Here is a 26,045-nt window from a genome sequence, read left to right on the forward strand (position 1 = left end):
ATAAAAATGAATTACAATTAATCAGAATCAAAAAAAAATAACCCTAAAATATTGTTAATATAGAAAATTTGTTTTACACTTGTAGTCAAATTTACCATAAGATAAATTCAGATTGACTATAAGTAAAAAAAGGCAAAACTACACTTAACTTAAACTTACCACAAATGTTTTTTTAGAAATGGATTTAAATAGCTTTTTTGATGAAATTATCATTATCAAATTTGCCAAAAGAATCGATTTTGAAGTTGCTTATAGTCTACAAGTACTACATGTTGGAAAAGAGATTCAGGCCCTCTTTTTCGGCATGACCTGCTTGGGAAGTTTTTCCAGATTTCTCCTAGGGTAAAAAACACTAACTATAACTTAAACTTAATCAATTCTTATTATGAAAAGCAAAAATTGTATTAAAACAACAAAGCTTCCATATTTTATGGCGGTGCTGCTTAGCGTATTTATGATGCAGTTTGGATTTGCTCAAGAATCCAAAACTGTTAGTGGGACAATTACCTCTTCCGAAGACGGATTTGGAGTTCCAGGAGCAACTGTACAAGTACAGGGTACAAAATCGAGTACTGTTACCGATTTTGATGGAAAATATAAAGTGGAGGCTAAAACAGGAGATGTTTTAGTAATCACTTTTGTAGGTTTCAAATCGCAGAATATTACGGTTGGAACTCAAAAAGTGATCAATGCGGTTTTGCAGCCAGAAACTGCAGAACTTAAAGAAATTGTAGTAATCGGTTACGGTACTCAAAAGAAGAAAGTTAACACTGCTGCGACTTCATTGGTGTCTGGAAAAGACATTCAGCAAGTAGCAAGTCTTGATGTTGTAAATGCTTTACAAGGCCAGGCTTCTGGGGTTTCTGTAACTTCATCTTCTGGTCAGCCTGGAGCGAATATGGTGGTAAATATTCGTGGAGCAGGTACAGCTGGAAATAGTGATCCTCTTTATGTGGTTGATGGTGTAGTAGTAGATAACGGAATTGGATATCTTGATCCCTCTGTTATTGAAAGGGTTGATATTTTAAAAGATGCTTCGGCAGCTTCTATCTACGGAGCAAGAGCTGCAAATGGAGTTATCTTGGTTACAACCAAAAAAGGTAAAGATGGTAAAATGAATGTGTCTTTCAGTACTTATACAGGTTTTCAGCAGATTGCCAAAAAACTGGATTTAATGAATACACAAGAATATACAACTATCATGAATGAAGCTCGTGTAAATTCAGGATATGCTCCGTTATACACAAAAGAGCAGATCGCAGGATTTCCTGATCACGATTGGCAGAAAGATTTATTTAATGAAGGCGCAATGAAACAAAATCATTCGCTTTTGATTACAGGTGGTGACGAAAAATCTACGTTTGCAACAGGTTTATCGTACTACGGACAAGAAGGTATGATTGGAGGATCTACCAATCAATCTCAATATGACCGTATTACTTTTACAGCAAACTCTACTTCAGAAGTAATTAAAGGGTACTTAAAAATCGGAGAAAATTTCACTTTATCAAACATCAAGTCAAGCGGTGTTGCCGACGATGGTATCTACAGCAATGCGATTAGAAGTTTCTTAAATGCAGCCCCAATTGATCAGCCCTATGATGAGAACGGAGATTTTGCTCGTTCTATTATTTCTCAAGATATCAGCAATCCGGTTGGATCTTTATATTACAACAACTTTAATCAGACTAAGACGAATCGTTATGTTGGTAATATTTTTGCCGAATTAAAGTTTGCAAAGAATTTTACTTTCAGAACTAGTTATGGGGTTGATATGACAGATAGCAATTACCGTGCTTTCAGACCTGTTTATTCACTTTCTTCAAATGACAACAATACGGTTTCGAGCGTAACTCAAAGTGCAACAAAATCGTTAGGATGGATTTTTGAGAATACACTTCAATATAAATTCAATCTTGCTACTTCTCATAATTTTGATGTTTTAGTAGGTACTTCTGCAAAAAAGAATACGTCTGATTATATGGAAGGACAAGGAAGAAACTTAATTTTTGATGATTTCGAGCACGCATATCTAGACAATGCAAAGGATCCTACATCAAATGTTGTAAAAGGAAACCGCAGAGATTATGCAATCCAGTCTTACTTCGGACGTTTATTGTACGATTATAACAATAAGTATTTATTCTCTGCAACAGTTCGTCGTGACGGTTCGTCAGAATTTGGTCCAGATAATAAATATGCTATTTTCCCATCATTCTCTGCAGGTTGGAATTTAGATAAGGAAGCTTTCTTCAAAGAAAACAAGGTTTTAAATACTTTCAAATTAAGAGCGAGCTGGGGACAAAATGGTAACGACCAATTTGCAAGAAGATTTGCTTACATGTCTGTAGTAAACTCAACAGATAAAACATATCATTTCGGAACTGGTGATGAAACTCTTTTAGTAGGTTCAAGCCCAGATCAGTTAGCAAACCGTAACTTAAAATGGGAAACTTCTGAGCAGTTAGATTTAGGTTTTGATGCTACCTTGTTTACCAACTTTACTTTAACTTTTGATTACTACGACAAGAAAACCAAAGATTGGTTAGTATTGGCCTCTATACCAGCTTATGCAGGAGCCACTGCCCCTTATATTAATGGTGGTGACGTAAGCAATAAAGGTTTTGAAATTGGTTTGGCTTATCGCACACATTTTGGAAAAGACTGGAATTTTGCTATTAATGCAAATCTTTCTCGTAATCAAAATGAAGTCTTGAGAATTGCAAACAACGAAGGAATCATTCACGGAGAATCAAATGTACTATTCCAAGGTTTAGACGAGATGAACCGTGTTGAGGTTGGAAAACCAATGGGTTATTTCTACGGATTAAAAACAGACGGAATTTTCCAAAATGCTACAGAAGTTGCAGCGGGTGTTCAGCCAAATGCACAGCCGGGAGACGTTCGTTTCGTAGACTTAAATGGTGACGGAAAAATTGATGCCAATGATAAGACTAAAGTAGGAGATCCAAACCCTGATATTAATTACGGTGTTAATTTAGAATTATCATACAAAGCTTTTGATTTATCTGTTAATACTTACGGTATTGCTGGCGGGCAAAACGTCTTTGGAGTTCACGATTACACACGTGCTTACACAAACAACACTACAGATGTGTTGAACAGATGGACAACTGAAGGAACTTCGAACAGAATTCCAAGAGTAACTTACGGAACCGATGCAAACGGGAACTATACTAAATTCTCAGATTTATATATTCAGGATTCAGATTTCTTCAGAATTAAAAACGCTACAATCGGATGTGATTTAACGAAGTTGACAGATAGATTAAAGTTCTTCTCTAAATTCAGATTGTACGTGGCAGGAAATAACATTTACACATTCACAAAGTACAAAGGAATGGATCCAGAAATTGGTTTCGGAAACGTAAATCAATCTTGGGCTAAAGGAATTGATGTTGGATATTATCCACAGCCAAGAACCTATTTAATGGGTCTGAATGTTAACTTTTAAAATTTGAAAATCATGAAAACATATATAAAATTATTTGCGCTTTCAAGCTTACTTACTTTAGGAGCTTGTTCGCAGGATTTCTTGGAAAACGAACCATATACAGATAAAGTAACAGAGAATTTTTATAAAACACCTTCTGATGCTTTTGAAGGTCTTGTAGCAATTTACGATGTTTTACAGCGCGAGGCATACGGCGGACCTTTATTAATTAGTGAACAAGCTTCTGATGATTGCTTTGGGGGTTATGGTATTGCCGATGCTCAAACCGATATCGAATGGGATCGTTTCTTGTACGTTTCAGACAAAGACATGAACAAAGATGTTTGGGCTAATGCTTATTTAGGAATTTATAGAGCTAATATTTTATTAGAAAATATCGGTAAAGTAAATTGGGGATCAGATACAGCTTTGAAAACTCGTTACGAAGCTGAGGCACGTTTCTTAAGAGCACATTTCCATTTTACAGCGGCTAAAATGTTTGGAGATATTATTCCATTAGATCATACAGTAACAACAAGTGAGTTCGAATTGCCAAGACAAGCTCCAGAAGTTACTTATGCTTTAATTGCAAAAGATTTGAAATTTGCAGCAGACAATCTTGGGCCGGAAAACTATTCGCAAGCAGGAAATGCTAATTACGGACGTATTACAAAATGGGCTGCAGAAGCTTATTTGGCTAGAACATTCTTATTCTATACAGGAACATATGGTAAAGCAGATTTAGCAGGTGTGGTTTCTAAAGCAGAAGCAACTGCTTACATTAACGACGCGGTTAATAACAGCGGACACGGTTTAGTGGCTGATTTTGCCAATCTTTGGTTAGCAGCTTCTTTCGAAAATTTTGCTGGAGAAGATAATACAGAAATGGTTTGGGCAGTTCGTTTTAACGGTTCAGGAAAAGGAAACTGGGATCTTCACGAAGGAAACCGTTTCCAAGTAAACATTGCGCCACGTGGAGGTTCAATCGGAAAGTATGCAACAGGATGGGGCGGAGCAACAGTGAATCCTAAGTTGGTAGATTCTTACGAAGCAGGTGATACTAGAAAAGCAGCTTCATTTATTGATTATGCAGGTGAAAATTTAAATTTTGATGCGCAAGCAAGAGAGCAGCGTCAGTACACAGGATATTCTTGGAAAAAATATTGCCCAATTACCAATGCAGCAGGAACAGCTGTTGTAGAAGCAAACGGAGGAAATTTCCAGATTGATAATTACCAAGATTATGCTATTATTCGTTTCTCAGATGTATTGCTAATGGCAGCTGAGTTGAATTTACAATCGAACCCAGCTTTAGCACAGGCAGATTATGATAGAGTACGTGATCGTGCTTTTAAAAATACTACTCACAGAAAAACAGTCAGTTTAGAGAACATCATGAAAGAGCGTCAGTTAGAATTAGCGCTTGAAGGACTTCGTTATTTTGACTTAATAAGACAAGGAATGACGGTTGCAAAAGCAGCTATTGATAACAACACTGGAGATTCTCAGTTTAATGTAACTTTTAGAACAGAGACTCAAGGTTGGTTTCCATTACCGCAATCGCAGATCATTCTTTCAAATGGTACAATAACTCAAAATCCAGGCTGGAATTAATTTAAACAAAAGACTATGAAACGTATATTATATATTTTAATAGCAGCTGTTACAATGAGTTCGCTGTTATTTTCTTGCGAGGCAATCGAGGATCGCGAAAGCCTTCCAGCAGTTACTTTGACATCAGAAACACTTAAGTTTTCTGTAACGCAAGATGCTACAAATAAAAATCTTGTAAACTTTAAAAGTGATGATCCAACGGTAATTCCATTTTGGAAATATGTAGATGCATCGGGAAATGAACTGGGACATTCTAACAAAAGCAGTGATCAAGTGATTTTGCCTTTTGCAGGAAAATATACAATTTACTATACCGCTTACACAAGAGGAGGTTCTGTAGAAGCTGCCCCTGTAACTGTAAACGTCCCTGAAAATGATGAAAGTTATTTTAGAGATCCAAAATGGCAAATGTTAACCAATGGTGTTGACGGAAAAACTTGGGTTTTAGATTTTACAGATCCAGTGGGATGGGCAGGTTTAGATTATCCTTATAATCCAAAAGGTAGTGACTATTGGAATTGGTTTCCAGATTATGCAAGTAACTCTTGGGTAATGACTAATAAAAACTGGGGAGAAATGTATTTTGATTTAAATGGAAATTACAATACATCTGTTACTCAAACAGCGATTGCAAACAGCAATCAAACTACGAAAAAAGGAACCTATTCATTTGATATTGCAAATAATAAATTAGTTTTTAATGGTGGGGTTCAAATGCTTTATGGTGGAGACTATTATGGTGACTGCAGCAACTGGATCAGTGTAAAAGTGGTTGAGCTTACGGCTACATCTTTAAGATTAGCAGTAGTGCGTGACCAGAGCAGAACTGGTGAAGGAGTCTGTTTAATTGTATTCCACTACAAGCCGAAATCGTAAGTTAGTTAGTTTTGAAGTCTCAGTCCTAAAAGCATTTTGTAATGTTCTTTAAGACTGAGACTTAAATTGTTTTAGGAAGAAATAAACGAAACCATTTTTTATTTCTATCTTCAAATTTCAAAAAAATAAAAAAGTACCATGCATATTAGAAAAAACATAAAAAATATAAGTTTATGGGCAGTTGCAGCTGGAGTTTTTTTTCTGAATTCCTGCACTAAAAAACAAGATGCATTTGTAAACCGAAAAGTTTCTTTTAATGCAGATTGGAGCTTTCATCTTAATGACAGCATTATTGATAAAGATACTATTGGAACTTCTACCAAATGGAGAACTCTTGATGTTCCGCACGACTGGAGCATCGAAGGAAAATTTGATGAAAAAAGCCCTGCAGGTTATGGCGGTGGATCGCTTACTGGAGGTTTAGGCTGGTACAAAAAAACATTCAAAGTTGCTGCAGAAGACAGCACAAAAATAACTTCAATCACTTTTGATGGCGTTTACAGAAACAGTGAAGTTTGGATAAACGGACATTATCTAGGAAAACGTTCAAATGGATATATTGGTTTTCAATATGAAATTACTCCATACTTAAATTACGGAGACAAAAACAACGAAATAATTGTTAAGGTTGACAATTCAAAACAACCCAATTCTCGCTGGTATTCGGGTTCAGGAATTTTTAGAAATGTCTGGATCGAAACAACAGACAAACTTCACGTAGGACAATGGGGAACTTACATTACAACTCCAAAAGTTACGGCTGAAAAAGCTTCGGTAAGCATTGAAACTACAATTAAAAATCAATACAAAGAAAGCAAGAAAGCAACGGTAACGACCACTATTTTTAAAGAAGATAAAAAAGTAACATCGGTTACTCAAGATATAACCATCAATGCCAACGATAATCAAATTCTGAATCAATCTGCAGAAGTTGAAAATCCGATTTTATGGTCAGTTGAAAATCCGGAATTGTATACCGCAGTTACAGAAATTTTAGTTGACGATAAAGTTGTAGATCAATACAAAACCTCTTTCGGAATCAGAGATTTTAAATTCGATTTGAACAAAGGTTTTATTCTGAATGGAAAACAAGTCAAAATAAAAGGGGTTTGCATGCACCATGATTTAGGGCCGTTAGGTTCTGCAATCAATACGCGCGCTATTGAACGTCAGTTGGAAATCCTGAAAGAAATGGGTGTAAACGGAATCAGAACTTCGCACAATCCACCCGCTCCTGAACTTTTAGATTTATGCGATAAAATGGGTTTTATCGTAATGGATGAAGCTTTCGATATGTGGAAACAAAATAAAACCAAATATGATTATGCTAATGATTGGGACAAATGGCATAAAAAAGATTTGGTAGATCAATTGCGCCGTGACAGAAATCATCCAAGCATCTTTATGTGGAGTATTGGAAACGAAATTCCAGAACAATGGAATGAAAAAGGTATCGAGATTGCAAAAGAATTAGCCACAATTACACGTCAATACGATAAAACGCGTCCGCTTACAGCTGGAATGAATCCACCTGTAAATATGAATATTGATGCTGTGACTTTACAATTTGAGAAAAAAGATGTTTCGATTAATCCGCTTGCTGGATCTGGAGTTTTAGATTTAATCGGATACAATTATGCGCACCAGACATTTGAACATCATCTAAAGAACTTCCCAAAAACTCCTTTCATTGCAACTGAAACTACTTCAGGTTTACAGACAAGAGGTTATTATGACGCTGTTTCAGATACAATAAAAAAATGGCCAATAAGATGGGATCTTAAATTTACGGAAGGAAATCCTGGAAATACGGTTTCGGCTTACGATCAGGTACAGACGCCTTGGGGATCTACGCACGAAGCAACTTGGAAAATCATTAAAAAACATGATTTCTTGGCTGGAATGTACGTTTGGACAGGTTTCGATTACATTGGAGAACCAACTCCATACGAATGGCCATCGGTAAGTTCGTATTTCGGAATTGTAGATTTAGCTGGTTTTCCGAAAGACGTGTATTATATGTACCAAAGCGAATGGACAGATAAAACGGTTCTTCATATTTTCCCGCATTGGAACTGGAAAGCAGGACAAACTGTCGACGTTTGGGCATACTACAATAATGCAGATGAAGTGGAACTTTTCGTAAACGGAAAATCAGTTGGAAAACGAAGTAAAAAAGGAGATGATTTGCACGTAATGTGGAGAATTCCTTTTGAAGCGGGAACTTTAAAAGTCATTTCTCGTAAAGATGGAAAAGTAGTTTTAGAAAAAGAAATTAAAACCGCTGGAAATCCTTCGCAATTAAAATTAACTGCGGACAGAAGTACCATAAAAGCAGATAAAAAAGATTTGTCATTTATCACAGTTGATATTTTAGATGCTAATGGAACGATAGCTCCAAATGCTAATAACGAAATTAATTTCTCTTTAAAAGGAAACGGAAAAATTGTAGGTGTTTGCAGCGGAGATCCAGTTAGCCACGAATCGTACAAAGGAAATAAACATACCGCTTTGGCTGGAAAATGTTTGGTGATTGTTCAATCGGGGGATAAATCAGGAAGATTAGAATTAACCGCTAAAGCGAATGGACTAAAACAATCGACAATTGTAATTACGACAGAATAAAGTAAAATACGTTAAAATTTAAACACATAGAAACATAGATTTTTTGTTTGTAAAAAAGAAAATTAAAAGAAACTAGTTTCTAACACATAGCTATGTGAGTTTAAACAAGTGAAACGCCTTTTTAAAGACTCCGATAAGCTATGATTCTATGTGTTTAAAAGATTTTAAGATATATAAAGAAATAAAACTAACTCATGAAAAACTCAAAACTAACTGCATTATTTTCTGCTCTTATGTTTGGATTTTTAGCAGTTCTAAATGCTAATGCTCAAATCCAAAATGCAGATGTACTGAATGCTCCAATAGATATCAGTAAAGATTTTCAGAACTATCTGAATACTTTTTATTTCGCAGACGAATTGGCTTCTTTTGATCCTGCAACGGGAAAAGGAACCATCAAATATTTGAGATACAATTATAAAACACGTCAGGCTTTCAACAATATGATGATGAAACCAGATGTAGAAAAAGCAAACGAATTCCCAACAACAGAATATGCAGAATCTCCTGTTTTGCCATTCGAAATTCAGTTTGTTTCAGCTAGAACCCTTCGTATCAAAACGACTTCTGGTCCTCAATTTCATCCACAAAAGGAATCTTTAATGTTGGTTGATGGCGTTGCGCCAAATCATCCAGAATTATGGAAATATACTAAAATAGAAGGTGGTCATAGCTACACAAGCAAACACGGAAAAGTTGAAATTTTGACAAAACCTTGGCACGTAAAAATCTACGATGAAAAAGGAAAATTATTGACAAGTACGCTTCACGATACTGACTTTAAAAACACCTATACGCCGACACTTCCGTTTTCTTATGTTCGCAGAAACAGCGATTATTCTAGAAGTATGGGCGCGGCTTTCAGTTTAGAACCAGACGAAAAAATATTTGGCTGCGGAGAATCATTCACACAATTCAATAAACGTGGTTCGAAAGTAGTTTTATGGACAGATGATGCGAACGGAATCCAAAATGAAACCATGTATAAACCAATTCCGTTTTACATGAGCAGCCGTGGTTATGGCGTTTTCATGCATCATTCAACACCAATTACAGTTGACTTCGGAAAATATTTTTCAAGTGCCAACGAAATGTACATCGGAGACGACGAAGCCGATTTATTTTTCTTCATCGGAGAACCAAAAGACATCTTAGATCAATACACGAATCTGACAGGAAAAGCTGCCATGCCGCCACTTTGGTCATTTGGTTTTTGGATGAGCCGTATTACGTATTTCTCAGAAAAAGAAGGACGCGATGTTGCACGAGATTTACGTAAATACAAAATCCCAACAGATGTGATTCACTTTGATACTGGCTGGTTTGATGTAGATTGGAGAAACAATTACGAGTTTGCAAAATCTCGTTTCCCGGATGCTGTAAAAATGATGTCTGATTTAAAAAAAGATGGTTTCCAAGTTTGTCTTTGGCAGTTGCCTTATTTCACGCCAAAGAATACTTTGTTTCCAGAAATTATGGATAAAAACTTGGCCGTAAGAGATAGAAAAGGAAATCTTCCTTATGAAGATGCTGTTTTAGACTTCTCGAATCCAGAAACTATTTCTTGGTACCAAGGGAAATTGAAAAAGTTATTTGATGATGGAGTAGCGGTTTTCAAAGTAGATTTTGGGGAAGCAGCTCCGCCAGACGGAATTTACCATTCAGGAAGAACGGGTTTCTATGAACACAATTTATACCCGTTGAGATATAACAAAGCAGTTGCTGAAATTACTCAAAAAGAAAAAGGGTACACTTTGATCTGGGCGAGAAGTACTTGGGCAGGAAGTCAGCGTTATCCTTTGCATTGGGGAGGAGATTCTGAAACTACAAATGGCGCGATGTCGGCAGAATTACGCGGCGGACTTTCATTAGGTCTTAGCGGATTCAGTTTCTGGAGTCATGATGTTGGAGGTTTCGCAACTAAATCTCCTGAGAATATTTACCGAAGATGGACACCATTCGGAATGTTTACTTCACACGTAAGAAGCCACGGAGAGCCGCCTCGTGAACCTTGGTTGTACAGCAAAGATTTCTTAGAAGGATTTAGAAAAGCAGATAATATGCGTTACGAATTAATGCCATATATCTACGCTCAAGCAAAAGAAAGTTCTCAAAAAGGTTTACCAATGATGCGTGCTCTTTTTGTAGAATATCCAAATGATCCAGGAGCTTGGTTAGTTGATAATCAATATTTATTTGGAGCAAGCATGTTGGTTGCACCGCTTTTTGAAGAAGTTGAAGAAAGAGACGTTTACCTTCCAGAAGGAACTTGGATTGATTACCAAACTAAAAAAGTGTATCAATCAGGCTGGCATAAAATCAAAGCAGGCGAAGTGCCAATCGTAGTTTTAGTAAAAGATGGAACAGCGATTCCGCACATTGGTTTGGCGCAGTCAACCAAAGATATGGATTGGAGCAAATTGACATTAAAAGTGTATGCAAGCGACAAAACCACTTCGGCAACAGCCAAAGTATTTTTACCGGAAGGTGATGCGGTAAAAGAAATAAAAGTGAACAAAAGCGGAAATAATTTTGATGTAACAGCAAATCCATTAAACGGAAAAACCACTTTCAAAACAGAGTGGGCAAAATAAAAAAGTTAAACACAAATTGCACCAATTTTCACGAATTGAATTTGTGATAATTTGCGGAATTTGTGGTAAAAAAATAAAACTATTTAAACACATAGAAACATAGGTTTGTTTGCGAATAAAAGAAGTTGGAAAGAAACTAGTTTCTCACACATAGAAGCTATGTGAATTTAAACAAGTCAAACGCCTCTTTTTAAAGATTCCAATAAGCTATGATTCTATGTGTTAAAAAATAAACCACAAATTGCACAAATTATCACAAATTCAATTCGTGTTAATTCGTGCAATTAGTGGCAAAAAATATAATTCCAAAAAACATGAAAAACTATCTAATTTTCCCAGTCGTACTGTTTTCAATAGCAGTTGGCTACAGTCAAAAAACGAAGAACGTTTACGAATTGGCATCGCCAAACGGAAAAAACAAAATCAAATTTGAGCTTGTAAAAAACGCTCCAAAATACGCCGTTTCTCACGGAAAAACAGAAGTGATTTCTCCGTCTGATATGGGATTTGTATTGAAAGGAAATGAAGACTTAAGTTCAAATTTCGAAATCAAAGGAGCCAAAACTTCGACTTTTGATGAAACTTGGGAACAAGTTTGGGGAGAAAAGAAAAACATCAGAAACCACTACAATCAATTAGTTGTTGATTTACAGCAAAAAACTGGAAACAAAAGAAAACTTCAGATTCAGTTTCGTGCTTTTGATGACGGAGTGGCTTTTAGATATGTTTATCCAAAACAAAATGTAAAAGACAGCATTTTCATCATGGATGAAAAAACGACTTTCAACTTAAAAGAAGACGGAAAAGCGTGGTGGATTCCAGCCAATAGAGAAAACCGTGACGAATATCTTTTCAAAGATGCTCCAGTAAGTACACTTGATACGGTTTTAACTCCATTAACAATCGAAAGCAAAAGCGGATTAGCTTTAAGTTTCCACGAAGCAAACTTGTATGATTTTGCAAGCATGACTTTGGTCAACACAAAGGGAACAGAATTAAAATCAGATTTAGTGCCTTGGGCAGATGGCGTAAAAGTTCGTGTGAAAGATTCGTTTACTTCTTCTTGGAGAACTATTCAAATTGGAGAAAATCCAGGAGAATTAATTACTTCTTATTTGGTTTTAAACTTAAACGAACCAAATAAATTAAAAAACACAAACAGCTATTTCAAGCCTTATAAATATTTAGGAATTTGGTGGGGAATGCACATTGGGAAATATACTTTCTGGGAAAGCGACAAACAAGGTGCGACAACCAAACATGCTGAAGAATATATTGATTTTACAGCAAAAGAAGGTTTTCACCATTTATTAATCGAAGGATGGAATAAAGGATGGACGCCGGGTTGGTATGAAAACCGTATGCACATGTTCAGCTTCACGAAAAGCGCAGACAATTTCGACTTAGAAAAAGTGGTTGAATACGGAAAGAAAAAGAATATCGAATTAATCGGTTATCACGAAACAGGTTCGAACTTAATTAACTACTTAAAAGAAGTTGACGAAGGTTTTGCCTTATACAAAAAGCTAGGTATTCATACCGTGAAAATCGGTCATGTTGGTTCTAAATTGAATATGAAACAAATGCACTTTGGACAGTTTGGTGTAAACTATTTCAGATACATTTTAGAAAAAGCAGCGCAATACGATTTAGCGGTTTTATACCACGAATCGATTAAAGATACTGGAGAAAGAAGAACTTATCCGAACATGGTTTCGAGAGAAGCAGCGCGCGGACAAGAGTATAACGCTTGGAGTGAAGGAAATCCGCCAAATCATTTAAGTATTATTCCATTTACAAGATTACTTTCTGGACCAATGGATTTCACTCCTGGAATTTTCGATGTTGAGGTAAAACAAGGCTATCCAGGAAAAAGAATTCAGGGAACTGTGGGGCAGCAATTGGCATTGTACGTTACGATTTATTCTCCGATTCAAATGCTGGCAGATCTTCCTGAAAACTACGAAGGGAAACCAGCTTTGCAATTCCTAAAAGATGTTCCAACAGATTGGGAAGACACTAAAATCTTAGAAGGAAAAATTGGTGAATACATCACAACAGCAAGAAAAGACAGAAATAGCGCCGACTGGTATCTAGGAACTTTGACCAATGAAAAACCAAGAAATGTAGAAGTTTCATTATCATTCTTAGATCCAAATGCAACATACGAAGCACAAATTTATGTGGATGCCGAAGGAACAGATCAAACACATAATCCGGAAGCAGTGGCAATTTCGAAGAAAACCGTAAAAGCTTCAGATAAATTACAATTGAAATTAGGCGGTGCAGGTGGTGGAGCTGTTAGATTCAAAAAAATATAATTATTGGTTTTAATATCCTAACAGGTTTCCAAAACCTGTTAGGTATTTAATTTAAAGTGAGATTATAATTAGTTTTGAGATATTAGGATTGCAAAAGATACCTAACAGGTTTTTGGAAACCTGTTAGGATAATAAAAAGAAAACCATTTTCAGATGAAAAAACTTTTAATAATAACAGCCGTTTTAATTTCTTCAATTAATTCGTTCGCACAAAATGAAAGCCGAACCATAAAAGTAGATTTCAATAAAACTGCCGGAAAATTAAACACAATGTTCAAAGAATGCATTGGCGCAGGAAGGGCAAATGAAGGACTTCGTGCCGATTGGCAGCAGCAACTGGCATTGGTTAAAAAAGAATGCGATTTTAAGTACATCCGCTTTCATGGTTTATTGTCTGATGATATGGCCGTTTATCGTGAAGACGAAAAAGGAAATCCAGAATACAATTACCAATATGTTGACGTTTTATTTGATTATATTGTAAGTCTCAAAATGAAACCATTTGTAGAATTAGGTTTTATGCCGAATGCATTGGCAAGCGGAAAAGAAACTATTTTTTGGTGGAAGGGAAATGTAACGCCTCCAAAAGATTATAAAAAATGGGAAGATTTAATTAGAAATTTAACGCAGCATTTTAAAGATCGTTACGGAGATGAAGAAGTAAAAACTTGGTATTTTGAAGTATGGAATGAGCCGAATTTATCACCAGGTTTTTGGACAGGAACACAAACAGAATATTTCAAATTATATGATTACGCTGCTCGAGGTATAAAAGCAATAAATCCAGCGTATAAAGTGGGCGGTCCAGCAACAGCAGGTGCAGCTTGGGTTCCTGAAACCATTGATTTTTGTGCCAAGAATAATCTTCCGATTGATTTTATTTCAACACATGCATACGGAGTGAAGCACGGCTATTTGGATGAATTCGGAACTTCTGGAACCATATTAAGTAAAGATGAATTTAGCGTAAGCGGAGAAATTATAAATTCACGAAAACAAATTACAGAATCGGCTAAACCAAATTTAGAATTGCATTATACAGAATGGAGTTCATCGTATACCCCAGCAGATCCAATTCATGACAGTTATCATTCGGCTGCTTATATTCTGCAAAAAATAAAACAAGTTGGAAATGCTGCAAACTCCATGTCCTATTGGGTTTTTACCGATATCTTTGAAGAAGCGGGGCCAAGATTTACGCCTTTTCACGGCGGTTTCGGATTATTGAATACGCAAGGAATTAAAAAGCCTGCCTATTTCTCTTATTATTTAATGAATAAATTAGGAGAAACAGAACTTCAGAATTCAGATAAGGCTTCTTGGGTTTCTAAAAATACAAAAGGTGATGTGCAAGTTTTGCTTTGGGATTTTACGAATACTCATCCTGGCGATAAAGAGCTGAATCAAACCTATTACATAAAAGACCTTCCATCAAAAGAAAAAGGAAAAGTCAAAGTTGAAGTGAACGGAATACAGAAAGGGAAATATATCTTAGAAATTTACAAAGTGGGTTATAAGGTAAATGACGCTTACGCGGATTATCTAACGATGAATAAACCAAGTCAGTTAACACGTGAGCAAGTCAATTCGATAAAAAAGAAAAATAACGGGGCGCCAATTTCGACAGAAAAAATTACGATTGACGGAAAAGGAACTTTCAGCAGAGAATTCAAAATCAATGAAAATGATGTTGTGATGCTGAATTTAATTAAACAATAACAAATTTTAATTTAAACACATAGAAACATAGATTTTTATTCTCTTTAAAGATTACAGAAAAAGCTAGCTTTAATACCTAGTTCTATGTGTTAAAATATTTTCATACAATTAATGAAACAATAATTTTAGATAAAACCACAAATAATATAATTATTAACTGGATTTGAAGGCTATGTGTGAGGAATCAAAATCTTTAAATTCAAAACACCTAACTATCTATGAAAAACAAAATGATGTTCCTTTCATCGGCTTTGGTTTTTGCATTTTTTACTTCTTGTAAAAATGATGCACAAACTTTAGCTTCAAATTCGGCGCAGACCGAAGAATACGTTGGAAGAGAAATAAGCACAGATCATGATGCAGAAATCGACAAACTGATTTCGCAGATGACATTAGAAGAAAAAGTGGGAATGCTTCACGGAAACAGCATGTTCGCCAATGCAGGCGTAAAACGTTTAGGAATTCCAGAATTAAAAATGGCCGATGGGCCGTTGGGAGTTCGCGAAGAAATCTCACGCGACAATTGGGCTCCAGCAGGATGGACAAATGACTTTGCAACATATTATCCAGCAGGTGGCGCTTTGGCTGCAACATGGAACGCAGAAATGGCACATACTTTTGGAACCAGTTTAGGAGAAGAGTTACGTGCAAGAGATAAAGACATGCTGCTTTCTCCAGCGATTAATATGGTGAGAACACCGCTTGGAGGAAGAACATACGAATACATGTCTGAAGATCCGTTTTTGAATAAAAAAATCGCAGTGCCTTTGATTGTTGGTTTACAAGAAAAAGATGTAATGGCTTGCGTGAAACATTACGCAGCAAACAATCAGGAAACGAATCGTGATTTTGTTGATGTACAAATTGACGAGCGTACACTTCGTGAAATTTATCTTCCAGCTTTTGAAGCTTCGGTAAAAGAAGCAAAGGCCTATAGCATTATGGGCGCTTACAATAAATTTAGAGGTGAATATTTATGTGAAAACGATTATATGCTGAATAAAATCCTTCGTGACGAATGGGGATTCAAAGGTGTCGTAGTTTCAGATTGGGCTGCAGTGCATTCTACAGCAAAATCTTTGAAAAATGGTTTAGATATTGAAATGGGAACGCCAAAACCTTTCAATGAATTTTTCTTAGCCGATAAATTAATTGCTGCAGTTAAATCTGGAGAAGTTTCGGAAAAAGAAATTGATCTGCATGTAAAACGTATTTTAAGAGTTTTATTCCAAGTGAAAGCAATGGGCGGAGGCGAGCGTGCAAAAGGAAGCATCGCAACTGAAGCACACTACCAAGACGCTTACAAAATTGCTGCTGAAGCAATTGTATTGTTGAAAAACGAAAACAACGCTTTACCATTAAAACTAGACGGAGTAAAATCTATTGCCGTTATTGGAAATAATGCTACAAAGAAAAACGCTCTTGGCGGATTTGGAGCAGGAGTTAAAACGAAAAGAGAAGTTACGCCTTTAGAAGGTCTTAAAAACAGATTGCCTTCTTCAGTTAAAATCAATTATGCGGAAGGATATTTAGAACGTTACGATAAAAAAAACAGAGGAAATTTAGGAAATATTACGGCTAATGGGCCAGTTACAATCGATCAATTAGATCCTGCAAAAGTTCAGGAAGCTGTTGATGCGGCTAAAAACTCTGATGTTGCAATCATTTTTGCAGGTTCAAACCGCGATTACGAAACAGAAGCTTCAGATCGTAGAGATTTGCACTTGCCTTTCGGACAAGAAGAATTAATCAAAAAAGTTTTGGCTGTAAATCCAAAAACTATTGTGGTAATGGTTGCGGGTGCTCCATTTGATATTAATGAAGTAAGCAAAAAATCTTCTGCTTTGGTTTGGAGCTGGTTCAACGGTTCTGAGGGAGGAAATGCTTTAGCAGATGTGATCTTAGGAAAAGTAAATCCGTCAGGAAAACTGCCTTGGACAATGCCAGTAGCTTTAAAAGATTCTCCTGCGCATGCTACAAACAGTTTCCCTGGAGACAAAGCGGTAAATTATGCCGAAGGACTTTTGATTGGATACCGTTGGTTTGATACTAAAAATGTGACGCCGTTATATCCTTTCGGTTACGGATTATCATACACCACTTTTGCGCTTGATAATGCAAAAACAGACAAAACTTCTTATGCTCAAAACGATGTAATAGAAGTAACAGTCGACGTTAAAAACACAGGAAAAGTAGACGGAAAAGAGGTCGTTCAATTATACACATCAAAATTGGATTCTAAAATTACTCGTGCAGCTCAGGAATTAAAAGGTTTCAAAAAAGCAGAGGTAAAAGCTGGAAGTTCAGCAAAAGTAACCATCAAAGTACCGGTAAAAGAATTGGCTTATTATGATGTTGCTTCTAAAAAATGGACAGTTGAACCAGGAAAATATACTATCAAATTGGGAACTTCTTCAAGAGATATTAAAAAAGAAATCCAAGTGACAGTTAAATAAAACTGTCATTGTTATAACTAAACCATCAACGCCAGCCAGTAAAAAGCTGGCGTTGGTTTTAAAAACTTATCAGTTAACTTAAACTTATAGGATTCAAAAATATTTAAATTTAAAAAATGAAAAAGACCGTAATATTTATTTTCTTGTTAATTAGTGTTTTAGCAAATGCTAATATCAGAATGCCTTTAATATTCTCTGACGGAATGGTGCTTCAAAGAGACAAGCAAATTCCGATTTGGGGCTTTGCAGATGCAAATGAAAGCGTAGAAATTCATTTCAACAAACAAGTTAAGAAAACAACAGCCGATAAAAACGGAAAATGGACAGTAAATTTAAGCGCTGAAAAAGCCGGCGGACCTTTCGAATTGACCATTATCGGGAAAAATAAAATCACAATCAAAAATGTTTTGGTTGGAGAAGTTTGGATTTGCAGCGGGCAATCGAATATGGAATTTCAGGTTTTCAAAACCATGAATGGCGAAAAAGAAATTGCAGATGCTAATTATCCAATGATCCGTCATTTTGGTGTGGCACAGGATTTAAGCGGCACTCCGAAAGACGATTTAAAACAAGGAAAATGGGAAGAAGCCAACAAAAAAAATGTAGGCAACTTTACAGCAGTTGGATATTATTTCGCGAGAAAATTATATGCTGAATTAAAAATCCCAATTGGAATTATTAATACTTCTTGGGGTGGAACTAATGTTGAAACTTGGACAAGTCGTGAGGCTTTTGAAAAAAGCCCTGATTTTAAAGCCATGATTGCCGATGTTCCGACTCTAAATGTAGACTCTATTTCAAAATTATATGCCAGAAAGATGAAAGAAAGAGTTGAAAAAATTCAAGGAAATCCTGTTAGCTCTGATAACGAAGATTCATTTAAAGAACTTTCTTTTAATGATAATTCTTGGGGTGAACTCAATACGCCAAGTTTATGGGAAAATCAGCCTTTAGGAGATTTGGATGGCGTAGTTTGGATGCGAAAAACAATTACACTCACAGCCGATGATCTTAAAAACAAAGCCGTTTTAAGTTTAGCTAAAATTGACGATGAGGATATTGCATATATAAACGGAATCGAAATTGGCCGAAACACACAATACGATTTAAAAAGAGTGTATTCTGTTCCTGGAAATGTTTTAAAAGAAGGAAAAAATGTAATTGCTGTCCGAATTGTTGACAACAGCGGAGGTGGAGGGATTTATGGTGAAGCACAAGATCTAAAACTTAATATTGGCAGTAAAAGTATTCCGCTTGACGGAAAATGGAAATTCAGAGTTATTGTTGTAAAAACAGCTTTATCACCAAACAGTTATCCGTCATTATTATACAATGCCATGGTAAATCCGCTAGTTCCTTACGGGATTCAAGGCGTTTTATGGTATCAGGGAGAAGCCAATGTTTGGAGAGCAGCAGAATACAAAAAATCATTTCCGTTAATGATCAATGATTGGAGAACAAGATTCAAACAAGGAAACTTTCCGTTTTATTTCGTTCAATTATCCACTTTTGACGAATTTGGAGGCAATAGTGAGAAAGGTAGCCGATGGGCAGAACTTCGCGAAGCACAGTCTGAAACACTAAAAGTGCCGAACACAGGAATGGCCGTAACCACAGATATTGGAAACGCCAAAGACATTCACCCAACTAACAAACAAGATATTGGATTACGTTTGGCAGCTATTGCCATGAATAATATTTACGGCAAAAAACAAGTTCATAGCGGACCAACTTACAAATCTCAAGAAATAAAAGGAAACCAAATCGTATTGACTTTTGATAATATCGGCAGCGGATTATCAACACCAAACAATGTAGAGTTAAAAGGTTTCGAAATTGCAGGTGCTGATAAAGTTTTTCATTCCGCGAAAGCGATAATGAAGGACAACAAAGTAATTGTCTCGAGCGATCAGGTGCAAAATCCTGTAGCAGTGCATTATGGTTGGGCAGATGATGATACGGCGATCAATCTTTTCAATAAAGAAAAATTTCCGGCTTCGCCTTTCAGAACCGATAATTGGGAGATGCTAACTGCGAATGAGAAATATAAAGTAAGTAAATAAGTCCTAAGTACTTCATAATTAGTGATAAGTTCTTATTAAGAAGTATACAGGCGAATAATAAAAATTTGCAAAATAAAGCTCTAGTGGAACGAAGTGAATTTCGCACCGCTGGAGCTCTTTTGCATTGACAGGATTTAATTTCTAAACGTTATAATTATTTTTTTGCCTGCTCTTTTTCTTCTGGTTTCTTAGAGTGCTCTTTTTTAAACGTTTCGTACCATTTTTCAATCGACGGATAAACAAAAGCTGCAACTTTTTTTACTGGATTATAAAAAATAGAATTGTCTAAAGTTTCTTTTTTAGCGAATGTATTATTGAAGTTTATTTTCTCAAACAAAGCAATAAAAATACTCAGAATTAGAATGGTTTTTAAAACCCTAAAAAATCCGCCTCCCAGTTTATTCATCCAGCCTAACATGGCAAAGTCGGCAATTCCGGTTAGAATTTTTGCTAAAAAGTAAACTCCAATTACAACCAAAATAAAGGTCAGGATAAAAGCCGTAATTTGAATATTAGTCGGATTCCAAGAAACGTGCTTTGAAATCATTCCTGTCATTAATGAAGAAAATTTAATGGCAAGATAAATTCCTAATAACAGGGAAATAAAAGAAGCAACTTCTACAAAAAGTCCATTTTTAATGCCTTTATACAAACTGTATCCTAAAAGCGCGGCTACAATAATATCAAAAAAACTCATGTTTGGGTTTGGTGTTTAATGAGGCGCAAAGATATATCTTTTTTAGGTCCAAAGGCTCATAGTGGCAAAGGTTCAAAGGTTTTTATAGCAGTTGTAATTTTATGTGTTTAAAATTTTTAGGCACATTGAGTTTGAACTCTGTATCTTTGCAAATCAAAATTTAGAGTTCAGATTACGATTCTGCCCCCTCAGAATAGATTTTAATCAGTAATCCAACATCTAAAATCAACAATCTAAAATCACACAATGTCTAGAGATATACAGTTAAAAGAGCGATGGGAAAAGCTCGTTGATATACTTTCCAATCAATTTTCACAAGGTGAAGATCTTGATTTGGATGCTATAATTTACCTAATTGGAGTTCAGGAACTCGGAAAGGTGCATCGTCAATTTAAGAAAGACGAAAAATTAAACCTAATGCATATTGCCATTTGCCGATTATTGGAACCTTATGGTTATTACGAATTTGATTTTTTTGATAATGAAGGCTGGCCACACTACAAAATAAAAGAACAATTACCGCCGTTAAAAGCAGGTGAACAATCGGTTTTAATGAAAGAAGCGATTGTAAATTATTTTTTGGAAAGAAAACTTATTGAGTAGATTTTTTAAGTTTTGAGTCGCAGTCGCAGTTTTCAGTAACAAGACTGAGACTGAAAACTGGGACTGAAAACTTTAAAAGATATGTGCAGATACGCAATGACATCTTATAAACCTCATTATGCTTGTTTTAATTGTCGGAAGACATTTAAAAGAAGATTGATGGTGGATATAAAAAAAGGAGAAGCATCGGTTTTTGAAGCCAAATGTCCGCAATGTGGAGAATTAATGGCGAACATGGGGCTGGATTTTGAATCGCCTAAAAAAGATGATGTCAAAAAGTGGGAACATATTAAAAGTTTATTTTCCGTTGGCATTACCTTTCATTCTTGCGGCTGTAGCGGCCCAGGCTATATTCCGAATTCAAAAGAAAAATTAGTAGAGTATTTTGAAGACATAAAAGAGACCTATTTTAAAAATATGGATTTTTGGCGTACCAGAATTGAGCCTTCAACAAAGCAAGAGAAAGAACGAGATTCAAATAAAAATTGGCATGAACTCGGACGTATTTCTTCTAATTATAAAAAGCAAGTTGTAACCAACCAAGAAGGTTTAGATTATTGGCATCTAAAGATTAAACAAGTTGAAGAAAAGTTAAATCTGATAAAATAATTTACGGAAAACCTAAAACTGCGACTGTGACCGCACATTTTCAACTAAAAACACTAAATTTGTACTCTCAATTATCGAAGGAAAATGATAGATAAGATAAAACAGCACATAGAGGAAGCTAAAGCCTTTAATGAGAAAAATAAAGAATCGTTAGAACAATTCCGTATTAAATATTTAGGAAGTAAAGGTTTGCTGAAAGAACTTTTTACTGAATTTAAAAATATTCCAAACGACCAGAAAAAAGATTTCGGACAAGTAATCAACACTTTAAAAGCGGTTGCTGAAGAAAAAGTAAAGCAGATTCAGGAAGAGCTGGAAAGCAAAGAAGAGTCTAAAGGAGTTTTTGGAGATTTAACGCGTGCTGCAGAACCAGTAATTATTGGTTCGCGCCACCCAATTTCTATCGTTAAAAATCAGATTATAGATATTTTTGCTAATATCGGATTCAACGTTTCTGAAGGACCAGAAATTGAAGACGATTGGCATAATTTTACAGCATTGAACTTGCCAGAATATCATCCGGCGCGTGATATGCAGGATACGTTTTTCATTCAGACCAATCCTGATGTGTTGTTACGTACGCATACATCATCTGTTCAGGTGCGTTATATGGAAAATCATAAACCGCCAATTCGTACCATTTCTCCGGGACGTGTTTTCCGTAACGAAGCAATTTCATCACGTTCGCACTGTATTTTCCATCAAGTGGAAGGATTGTACATTGACAAAGATGTTTCTTTCGCCGATTTAAAACAGACTTTGCTATATTTTACTAAAGAAATGTTCGGAAAATCTAAGATTCGTCTTCGTCCGTCATATTTCCCATTTACAGAGCCAAGTGCCGAAATTGATATTTATTGGGGACTGAAAACAGAAACGGATTATAGAATTACAAAAGGAACAGGCTGGCTGGAAATTGGAGGTTGCGGAATGGTTGATCCAAACGTTTTGAAAAACTGCGATATCAATCCAGATGAATACAACGGTTTTGCTTTCGGAATGGGAGTAGAGCGTATTGCGATGCTTTTGTACCAAATTGGAGACATTCGTATGTTCTATGAAAATGATGTTCGTTTCTTAGAGCAGTTTAAAGCTAATATTTAGGAGCTGTTTCCTGCTGTCCGCTGTATCTTTTGTTTTTTAAAGAAAAAAACAAAAGGATGCCGCTTCCATCAGGGCTAGGGCTTTACGTTATAAATTACCTTTACAATAAACAAACCTTTGTTGAAGCTTTAGGCTTTGACAAAGGTTTTTAAAATTTAATAGATGAAAAAAGATATAATAATTCCAGAAGTAGAAAACGTGTTTCTTGCCGCAGTGCAGGAATGGAGTGACGATTTTATGGAAAAAGTGTGGTACGCTTATTTAGTTAACGACAGTGATTTTAACTTAGACAGCGTAATGGTAGTTTCAAAAGCATTTGGAACTATTGATGGCGAAATGAAAAAAACGTCAATCTTACGTCATGCATTTGTTGAGGTTCCTGCAGTTTCTGTTGTGAAGATAGAATTGGTAGAAAAGAGCCTTTTAGCGCTAAATAATGAGTTTATGGTAACTTTCTTCATCGGAAATACTTTGTACGATAAGAAGTTTATTTTTAAAGCCAATTCGCTTGACGAAAACAATACGGAAGAAGTGCCGATTTTGTTTGTTGAAGGGATTATGGTGAAGTAGAGTTTTAAAGAGGAAAGAAGCAAGAAGAAAGATTTTATAGAAAATAGAATAAAAGAGAAAGAGCCAAGACTGAGATTCAGTTTGGCTCTTTTTTTATCTCAAACAAAAGTCTTTTACTCTTGCTTCTTCCTTCTTTTCACTCGTCTCTAAAAATCTAATCCAAAGACTCCGTCAATTTCTTGAAAACCGTTTTAGCATCTTTTCCTTCATATAAAACCGCATAAACAGCGTCTATAATTGGCGTTTTTGCTCCGTAGCCTTGATTTAGTTTGTAAGCACTTTTTGTAGCGTAATAACCTTCGGCAACCATACTCATTTCCATCATGGCACTTTTTACGGTGTAGCCTTTTCCGATCATATTTCCGAACATTCTATTTCTAGAGAAAACCGAATATCCTGTAACCAACAAATCGCCCAAATAAGCCGAATCGTTGATGTTACGTTTCATTTTATGCACTTTTCTAATGAATTTCTTCATTTCGCGAATTGCATTACTCATTAAAACCGACTGGAAGTTATCGCCATAACCTAAACCATGTGCAATTCCAGCAGCAATAGAATAAATATTTTTTAGCATTGCAGCATATTCAGTTCCGATAATATCGTCTGAAATTTTGGCTTTGATGTAATTTCCAGAAAGTGATTTTGCCACAATACAAGCTTTTTCTGGATCACCACACGCAATTGTTAAATAAGAAAGTCTTTCTAGGGCAACTTCTTCGGCGTGGCAAGGTCCTGTAATAACTCCAATGTTGTAGTATGGAATGTCGTATTGAATGTGGAAATGCTCGCCGACAATTAAACTCGTTTCTGGAACGATACCTTTAATAGCAGAAAAAATGATTTTATCGGCTAAAGAAACCGTCATATTTTTTAACTCGGCATCTAAGAAAGCTGATGGAATGGCAAAAATGATGTAATCTGCATATTCTATCGCTTCGTTTATATTACTTGTCAGTTTAAGTTTGTTGGTGTCAAATTCAACAGAACTTAAATAGTTAGGATTGTGTTTATATTTCTGAAGATGTTCAATTGCAGACTCATTACGCATATACCACGCAATTTCTGAAAGATTCACACATAACATTTTGGCAATTGCCGTTGCCCAGCTCCCTCCTCCAATTACTGCAAATTTTAACTTTTCGCTCATTATTTTATTAATTTGAAACAAAAGTACTTAATAATGTGCTAATAAAGCAAAATCTGCTTTAAGAAATTTTGAAAGAGCTCTTTAATTGCAATGGCTTTCAAGAAGTTTTATCACGAAATATTTTTTTTTAATAGTCAAACAATAAAACCATTCAGGCATGCGTTATTACATTTTATAAATTAGAATTTTAATGAATTTAAAAAAAATTGAGTTAGTTAGTTTTGTTTTAGTATTTTAAAAAGGCGTTCCTAAACTTGTTAAGAACGCCTTTTTTATTTTTAGTTTTCAGCCGCAGTGCCAGTTTTCAGTTATATGCAAAACTGTAAACTGACACTGAATACTGCGACTAATAAGAAAGTTCTACAATAGATCTTACTTTATCTAAAGTTACTAATTGTTTTTCTCCTAAACCTTTCCAGCCTCTTTCGTCAAAACGTTTCACGATAAAATCTGCTGTATTAGAATAGTCTTCCGTATATTGAGAAAGTTTAGTGTCCATTCCCATTGTATGGAAAAACTCAACCGTTTTGTTGATGGCTTCTTTTGCTACTTCCTCATCAGAACCTGTTAGATTAAAAATCCTTCTTCCGTATTGCGCCAGTTTTGCTTTTTTAGTTTCGAACATAACTTTATATAAATTCGGACCAATAACCGCTAAAGTTCTGGCGTGATCAATTTCGTAAAGCGCTGTCAATTCGTGGCCAATCATGTGCGTTGCCCAGTCGCTTGGAACACCTTTCTGGATTAATCCATTTAAAGCCATGGTACAGCTCCACATAAAATTGGAAGCCAAAGTATAATCGGTTGGGTTTTGTACGACGCCAGGACCAACTTCAATTAACGTTTGTAAAATTCCTTCGGCAATTCTATCCTGAAGAAATGCATCTGTCGGATACGTTAAATATTGCTCCATAACGTGCGTGTAGGCATCTACGACACCATTTTCGATTTGTCTTTTTGGTAAAGAAGAAATTACAGTCGGGTCACAAATAGAGAATTTAGGAAATAAAGCACTTCCGCCAGAAGATAATTTTTCCTGTGTCGCTTCAATCGTTACCACATAACCTGAATTCATTTCGCTTCCTGTTGCTGGTAACGTTAAAACCGTTCCAAACGGCATTGCATTTTCTTTGATTAAAATTCTTTTTTGAAGAATATCAATCGGATTTCCTTCAAAATGAACTGCGCCTGAAATAAATTTCACACCATCGATCACAGATCCGCCGCCAACAGCCAAAATGAAATAGATTTTCTCTGCTTTTATAACATCAACCGCTTTCATTAGAGTTTCAAATCTTGGATTTGGTTCGATTCCGCCAAATTCTACGATTTCAAAACCTTTCAAATTATGGATTACTTGGTCGTAAATTCCGTTTTTAAAAATACTTCCACCTCCATAAGCCAAAAGGATTTTAGCATCTTTTGGCACTAAAGAAGAAAGTTTTTCAATTTGCCCTTTTCCGAAAACTAAATTTGTCGGATTGTATAATTCAAAGTTTAGCATTTTTTTAGAGTTTCTAAGATGCTAAGCTACTAAGAACCTAAGTTTTGGACTTATCTAGTAGATTTAGCTCGTTGTTTATTTAATTT

General features: G+C 35.7%; 16 protein-coding genes. 13 read left to right on the forward strand and 3 right to left on the reverse strand.

Annotated elements, in window-relative coordinates:
* Nucleotides 1–385: 385 nt before the first annotated feature.
* The 9 genes from BLP44_RS04040 (at nucleotide 386) to BLP44_RS04080 (ending at nucleotide 19,722) form a co-directional block, all read left to right on the forward strand.
* Complete coding sequence (locus BLP44_RS04040) at nucleotides 386–3,475, forward strand: SusC/RagA family TonB-linked outer membrane protein (protein WP_091129569.1); 3,090 nt, start codon at nucleotides 386–388, stop codon at nucleotides 3,473–3,475.
* Between the two features lie 12 nt (nucleotides 3,476–3,487).
* On the forward strand, nucleotides 3,488–5,068 hold the full coding sequence (locus tag BLP44_RS04045) for a RagB/SusD family nutrient uptake outer membrane protein (RefSeq protein ID WP_091129572.1): 1,581 nt from the start codon (nucleotides 3,488–3,490) through the stop codon (nucleotides 5,066–5,068).
* 15 nt (nucleotides 5,069–5,083) lie between these two features.
* Nucleotides 5,084–5,944, forward strand: coding sequence for a hypothetical protein (locus BLP44_RS04050; RefSeq protein WP_091129575.1), 861 nt, complete (start codon nucleotides 5,084–5,086; stop codon nucleotides 5,942–5,944).
* Between the two features lie 138 nt (nucleotides 5,945–6,082).
* Entirely contained in the window at nucleotides 6,083–8,569 is a 2,487-nt protein-coding gene (locus BLP44_RS04055; RefSeq protein ID WP_091129578.1) for a glycoside hydrolase family 2 TIM barrel-domain containing protein, read from the forward strand.
* Between the two features lie 194 nt (nucleotides 8,570–8,763).
* Nucleotides 8,764–11,163: a glycoside hydrolase family 31 protein gene (locus tag BLP44_RS04060; RefSeq protein WP_091129582.1), complete on the forward strand. Its 2,400-nt coding sequence runs from the start codon at nucleotides 8,764–8,766 to the stop codon at nucleotides 11,161–11,163.
* A gap of 314 nt (nucleotides 11,164–11,477) precedes the next feature.
* Entirely contained in the window at nucleotides 11,478–13,484 is a 2,007-nt protein-coding gene (locus tag BLP44_RS04065; RefSeq protein WP_091129813.1) for a glycoside hydrolase family 97 protein, read from the forward strand.
* A gap of 153 nt (nucleotides 13,485–13,637) precedes the next feature.
* Nucleotides 13,638–15,203, forward strand: a complete 1,566-nt coding sequence (locus BLP44_RS04070) for a GH39 family glycosyl hydrolase (RefSeq protein ID WP_091129585.1) — start codon at nucleotides 13,638–13,640, stop codon at nucleotides 15,201–15,203.
* 218 nt (nucleotides 15,204–15,421) lie between these two features.
* Nucleotides 15,422–17,659, forward strand: coding sequence for a glycoside hydrolase family 3 C-terminal domain-containing protein (locus tag BLP44_RS04075; RefSeq protein WP_091129589.1), 2,238 nt, complete (start codon nucleotides 15,422–15,424; stop codon nucleotides 17,657–17,659).
* 116 nt (nucleotides 17,660–17,775) lie between these two features.
* Nucleotides 17,776–19,722 (forward strand): sialate O-acetylesterase, encoded by a 1,947-nt coding sequence (locus BLP44_RS04080; RefSeq protein WP_091129593.1) that lies wholly within the window; start codon nucleotides 17,776–17,778, stop codon nucleotides 19,720–19,722.
* Nucleotides 19,723–19,876: 154 nt separating this feature from the next.
* Here the strand turns inward: BLP44_RS04080 and BLP44_RS04085 are convergent, their stop codons facing one another.
* The gene (locus BLP44_RS04085; protein ID WP_008465408.1) at nucleotides 19,877–20,419 is read right to left on the reverse strand and encodes a CvpA family protein; all 543 of its coding nucleotides are present in this window, start codon (nucleotides 20,417–20,419) and stop codon (nucleotides 19,877–19,879) included.
* 246 nt (nucleotides 20,420–20,665) lie between these two features.
* Between BLP44_RS04085 and BLP44_RS04090 the strand changes: the two genes are divergently transcribed.
* The 4 genes from BLP44_RS04090 to BLP44_RS04105 all read left to right on the forward strand — a co-directional run bounded on the left by BLP44_RS04090 (nucleotide 20,666) and on the right by BLP44_RS04105 (nucleotide 23,305).
* Nucleotides 20,666–21,022 carry a hypothetical protein gene (locus tag BLP44_RS04090; RefSeq protein WP_008465406.1) on the forward strand — a complete coding sequence of 119 codons (357 nt, stop codon included), beginning with the start codon at nucleotides 20,666–20,668 and terminating at the stop codon, nucleotides 21,020–21,022.
* A gap of 159 nt (nucleotides 21,023–21,181) precedes the next feature.
* Nucleotides 21,182–21,631 (forward strand): hypothetical protein, encoded by a 450-nt coding sequence (locus BLP44_RS04095; RefSeq protein ID WP_244511662.1) that lies wholly within the window; start codon nucleotides 21,182–21,184, stop codon nucleotides 21,629–21,631.
* A gap of 84 nt (nucleotides 21,632–21,715) precedes the next feature.
* A complete protein-coding gene (pheS, locus tag BLP44_RS04100) occupies nucleotides 21,716–22,735 on the forward strand; it encodes a phenylalanine--tRNA ligase subunit alpha (protein ID WP_091129601.1) in 1,020 nt (339 codons plus the stop codon).
* Nucleotides 22,736–22,897: 162 nt separating this feature from the next.
* A complete protein-coding gene (locus BLP44_RS04105) occupies nucleotides 22,898–23,305 on the forward strand; it encodes a hypothetical protein (RefSeq protein ID WP_091129605.1) in 408 nt (135 codons plus the stop codon).
* Nucleotides 23,306–23,459: 154 nt separating this feature from the next.
* Here BLP44_RS04105 and BLP44_RS04110 read toward each other — a convergent pair whose 3' ends face one another.
* On the reverse strand, nucleotides 23,460–24,455 hold the full coding sequence (locus BLP44_RS04110) for an NAD(P)H-dependent glycerol-3-phosphate dehydrogenase (protein ID WP_066033327.1): 996 nt from the start codon (nucleotides 24,453–24,455) through the stop codon (nucleotides 23,460–23,462).
* Between the two features lie 346 nt (nucleotides 24,456–24,801).
* On the reverse strand, nucleotides 24,802–25,959 hold the full coding sequence (locus BLP44_RS04115) for an iron-containing alcohol dehydrogenase (RefSeq protein WP_091129609.1): 1,158 nt from the start codon (nucleotides 25,957–25,959) through the stop codon (nucleotides 24,802–24,804).
* Nucleotides 25,960–26,045 lie beyond the last annotated feature (86 nt).

The sequence above is a fragment of the Flavobacterium anhuiense genome, assembly GCF_900101855.1.
GTDB lineage: Bacteria > Bacteroidota > Bacteroidia > Flavobacteriales > Flavobacteriaceae > Flavobacterium > Flavobacterium anhuiense.

Bases quoted from the DNA above. Each gene is read 5' to 3' on its own strand.
- BLP44_RS04040 (WP_091129569.1), top strand. From the start codon at position 386: ATGAAAAGCAAAAATTGTATTAAAACAACAAAGCTTCCATATTTTATG.
- BLP44_RS04045 (WP_091129572.1), top strand. From the start codon at position 3,488: ATGAAAACATATATAAAATTATTTGCGCTTTCAAGCTTACTTACTTTA.
- BLP44_RS04050 (WP_091129575.1), top strand. From the start codon at position 5,084: ATGAAACGTATATTATATATTTTAATAGCAGCTGTTACAATGAGTTCG.
- BLP44_RS04055 (WP_091129578.1), top strand. From the start codon at position 6,083: ATGCATATTAGAAAAAACATAAAAAATATAAGTTTATGGGCAGTTGCA.
- BLP44_RS04060 (WP_091129582.1), top strand. From the start codon at position 8,764: ATGAAAAACTCAAAACTAACTGCATTATTTTCTGCTCTTATGTTTGGA.
- BLP44_RS04065 (WP_091129813.1), top strand. From the start codon at position 11,478: ATGAAAAACTATCTAATTTTCCCAGTCGTACTGTTTTCAATAGCAGTT.
- BLP44_RS04070 (WP_091129585.1), top strand. From the start codon at position 13,638: ATGAAAAAACTTTTAATAATAACAGCCGTTTTAATTTCTTCAATTAAT.
- BLP44_RS04075 (WP_091129589.1), top strand. From the start codon at position 15,422: ATGAAAAACAAAATGATGTTCCTTTCATCGGCTTTGGTTTTTGCATTT.
- BLP44_RS04080 (WP_091129593.1), top strand. From the start codon at position 17,776: ATGAAAAAGACCGTAATATTTATTTTCTTGTTAATTAGTGTTTTAGCA.
- BLP44_RS04085 (WP_008465408.1), bottom strand. From the start codon at position 20,419: ATGAGTTTTTTTGATATTATTGTAGCCGCGCTTTTAGGATACAGTTTG.
- BLP44_RS04090 (WP_008465406.1), top strand. From the start codon at position 20,666: ATGTCTAGAGATATACAGTTAAAAGAGCGATGGGAAAAGCTCGTTGAT.
- BLP44_RS04095 (WP_244511662.1), top strand. From the start codon at position 21,182: ATGGTGGATATAAAAAAAGGAGAAGCATCGGTTTTTGAAGCCAAATGT.
- pheS (WP_091129601.1), top strand. From the start codon at position 21,716: ATGATAGATAAGATAAAACAGCACATAGAGGAAGCTAAAGCCTTTAAT.
- BLP44_RS04105 (WP_091129605.1), top strand. From the start codon at position 22,898: ATGAAAAAAGATATAATAATTCCAGAAGTAGAAAACGTGTTTCTTGCC.
- BLP44_RS04110 (WP_066033327.1), bottom strand. From the start codon at position 24,455: ATGAGCGAAAAGTTAAAATTTGCAGTAATTGGAGGAGGGAGCTGGGCA.
- BLP44_RS04115 (WP_091129609.1), bottom strand. From the start codon at position 25,959: ATGCTAAACTTTGAATTATACAATCCGACAAATTTAGTTTTCGGAAAA.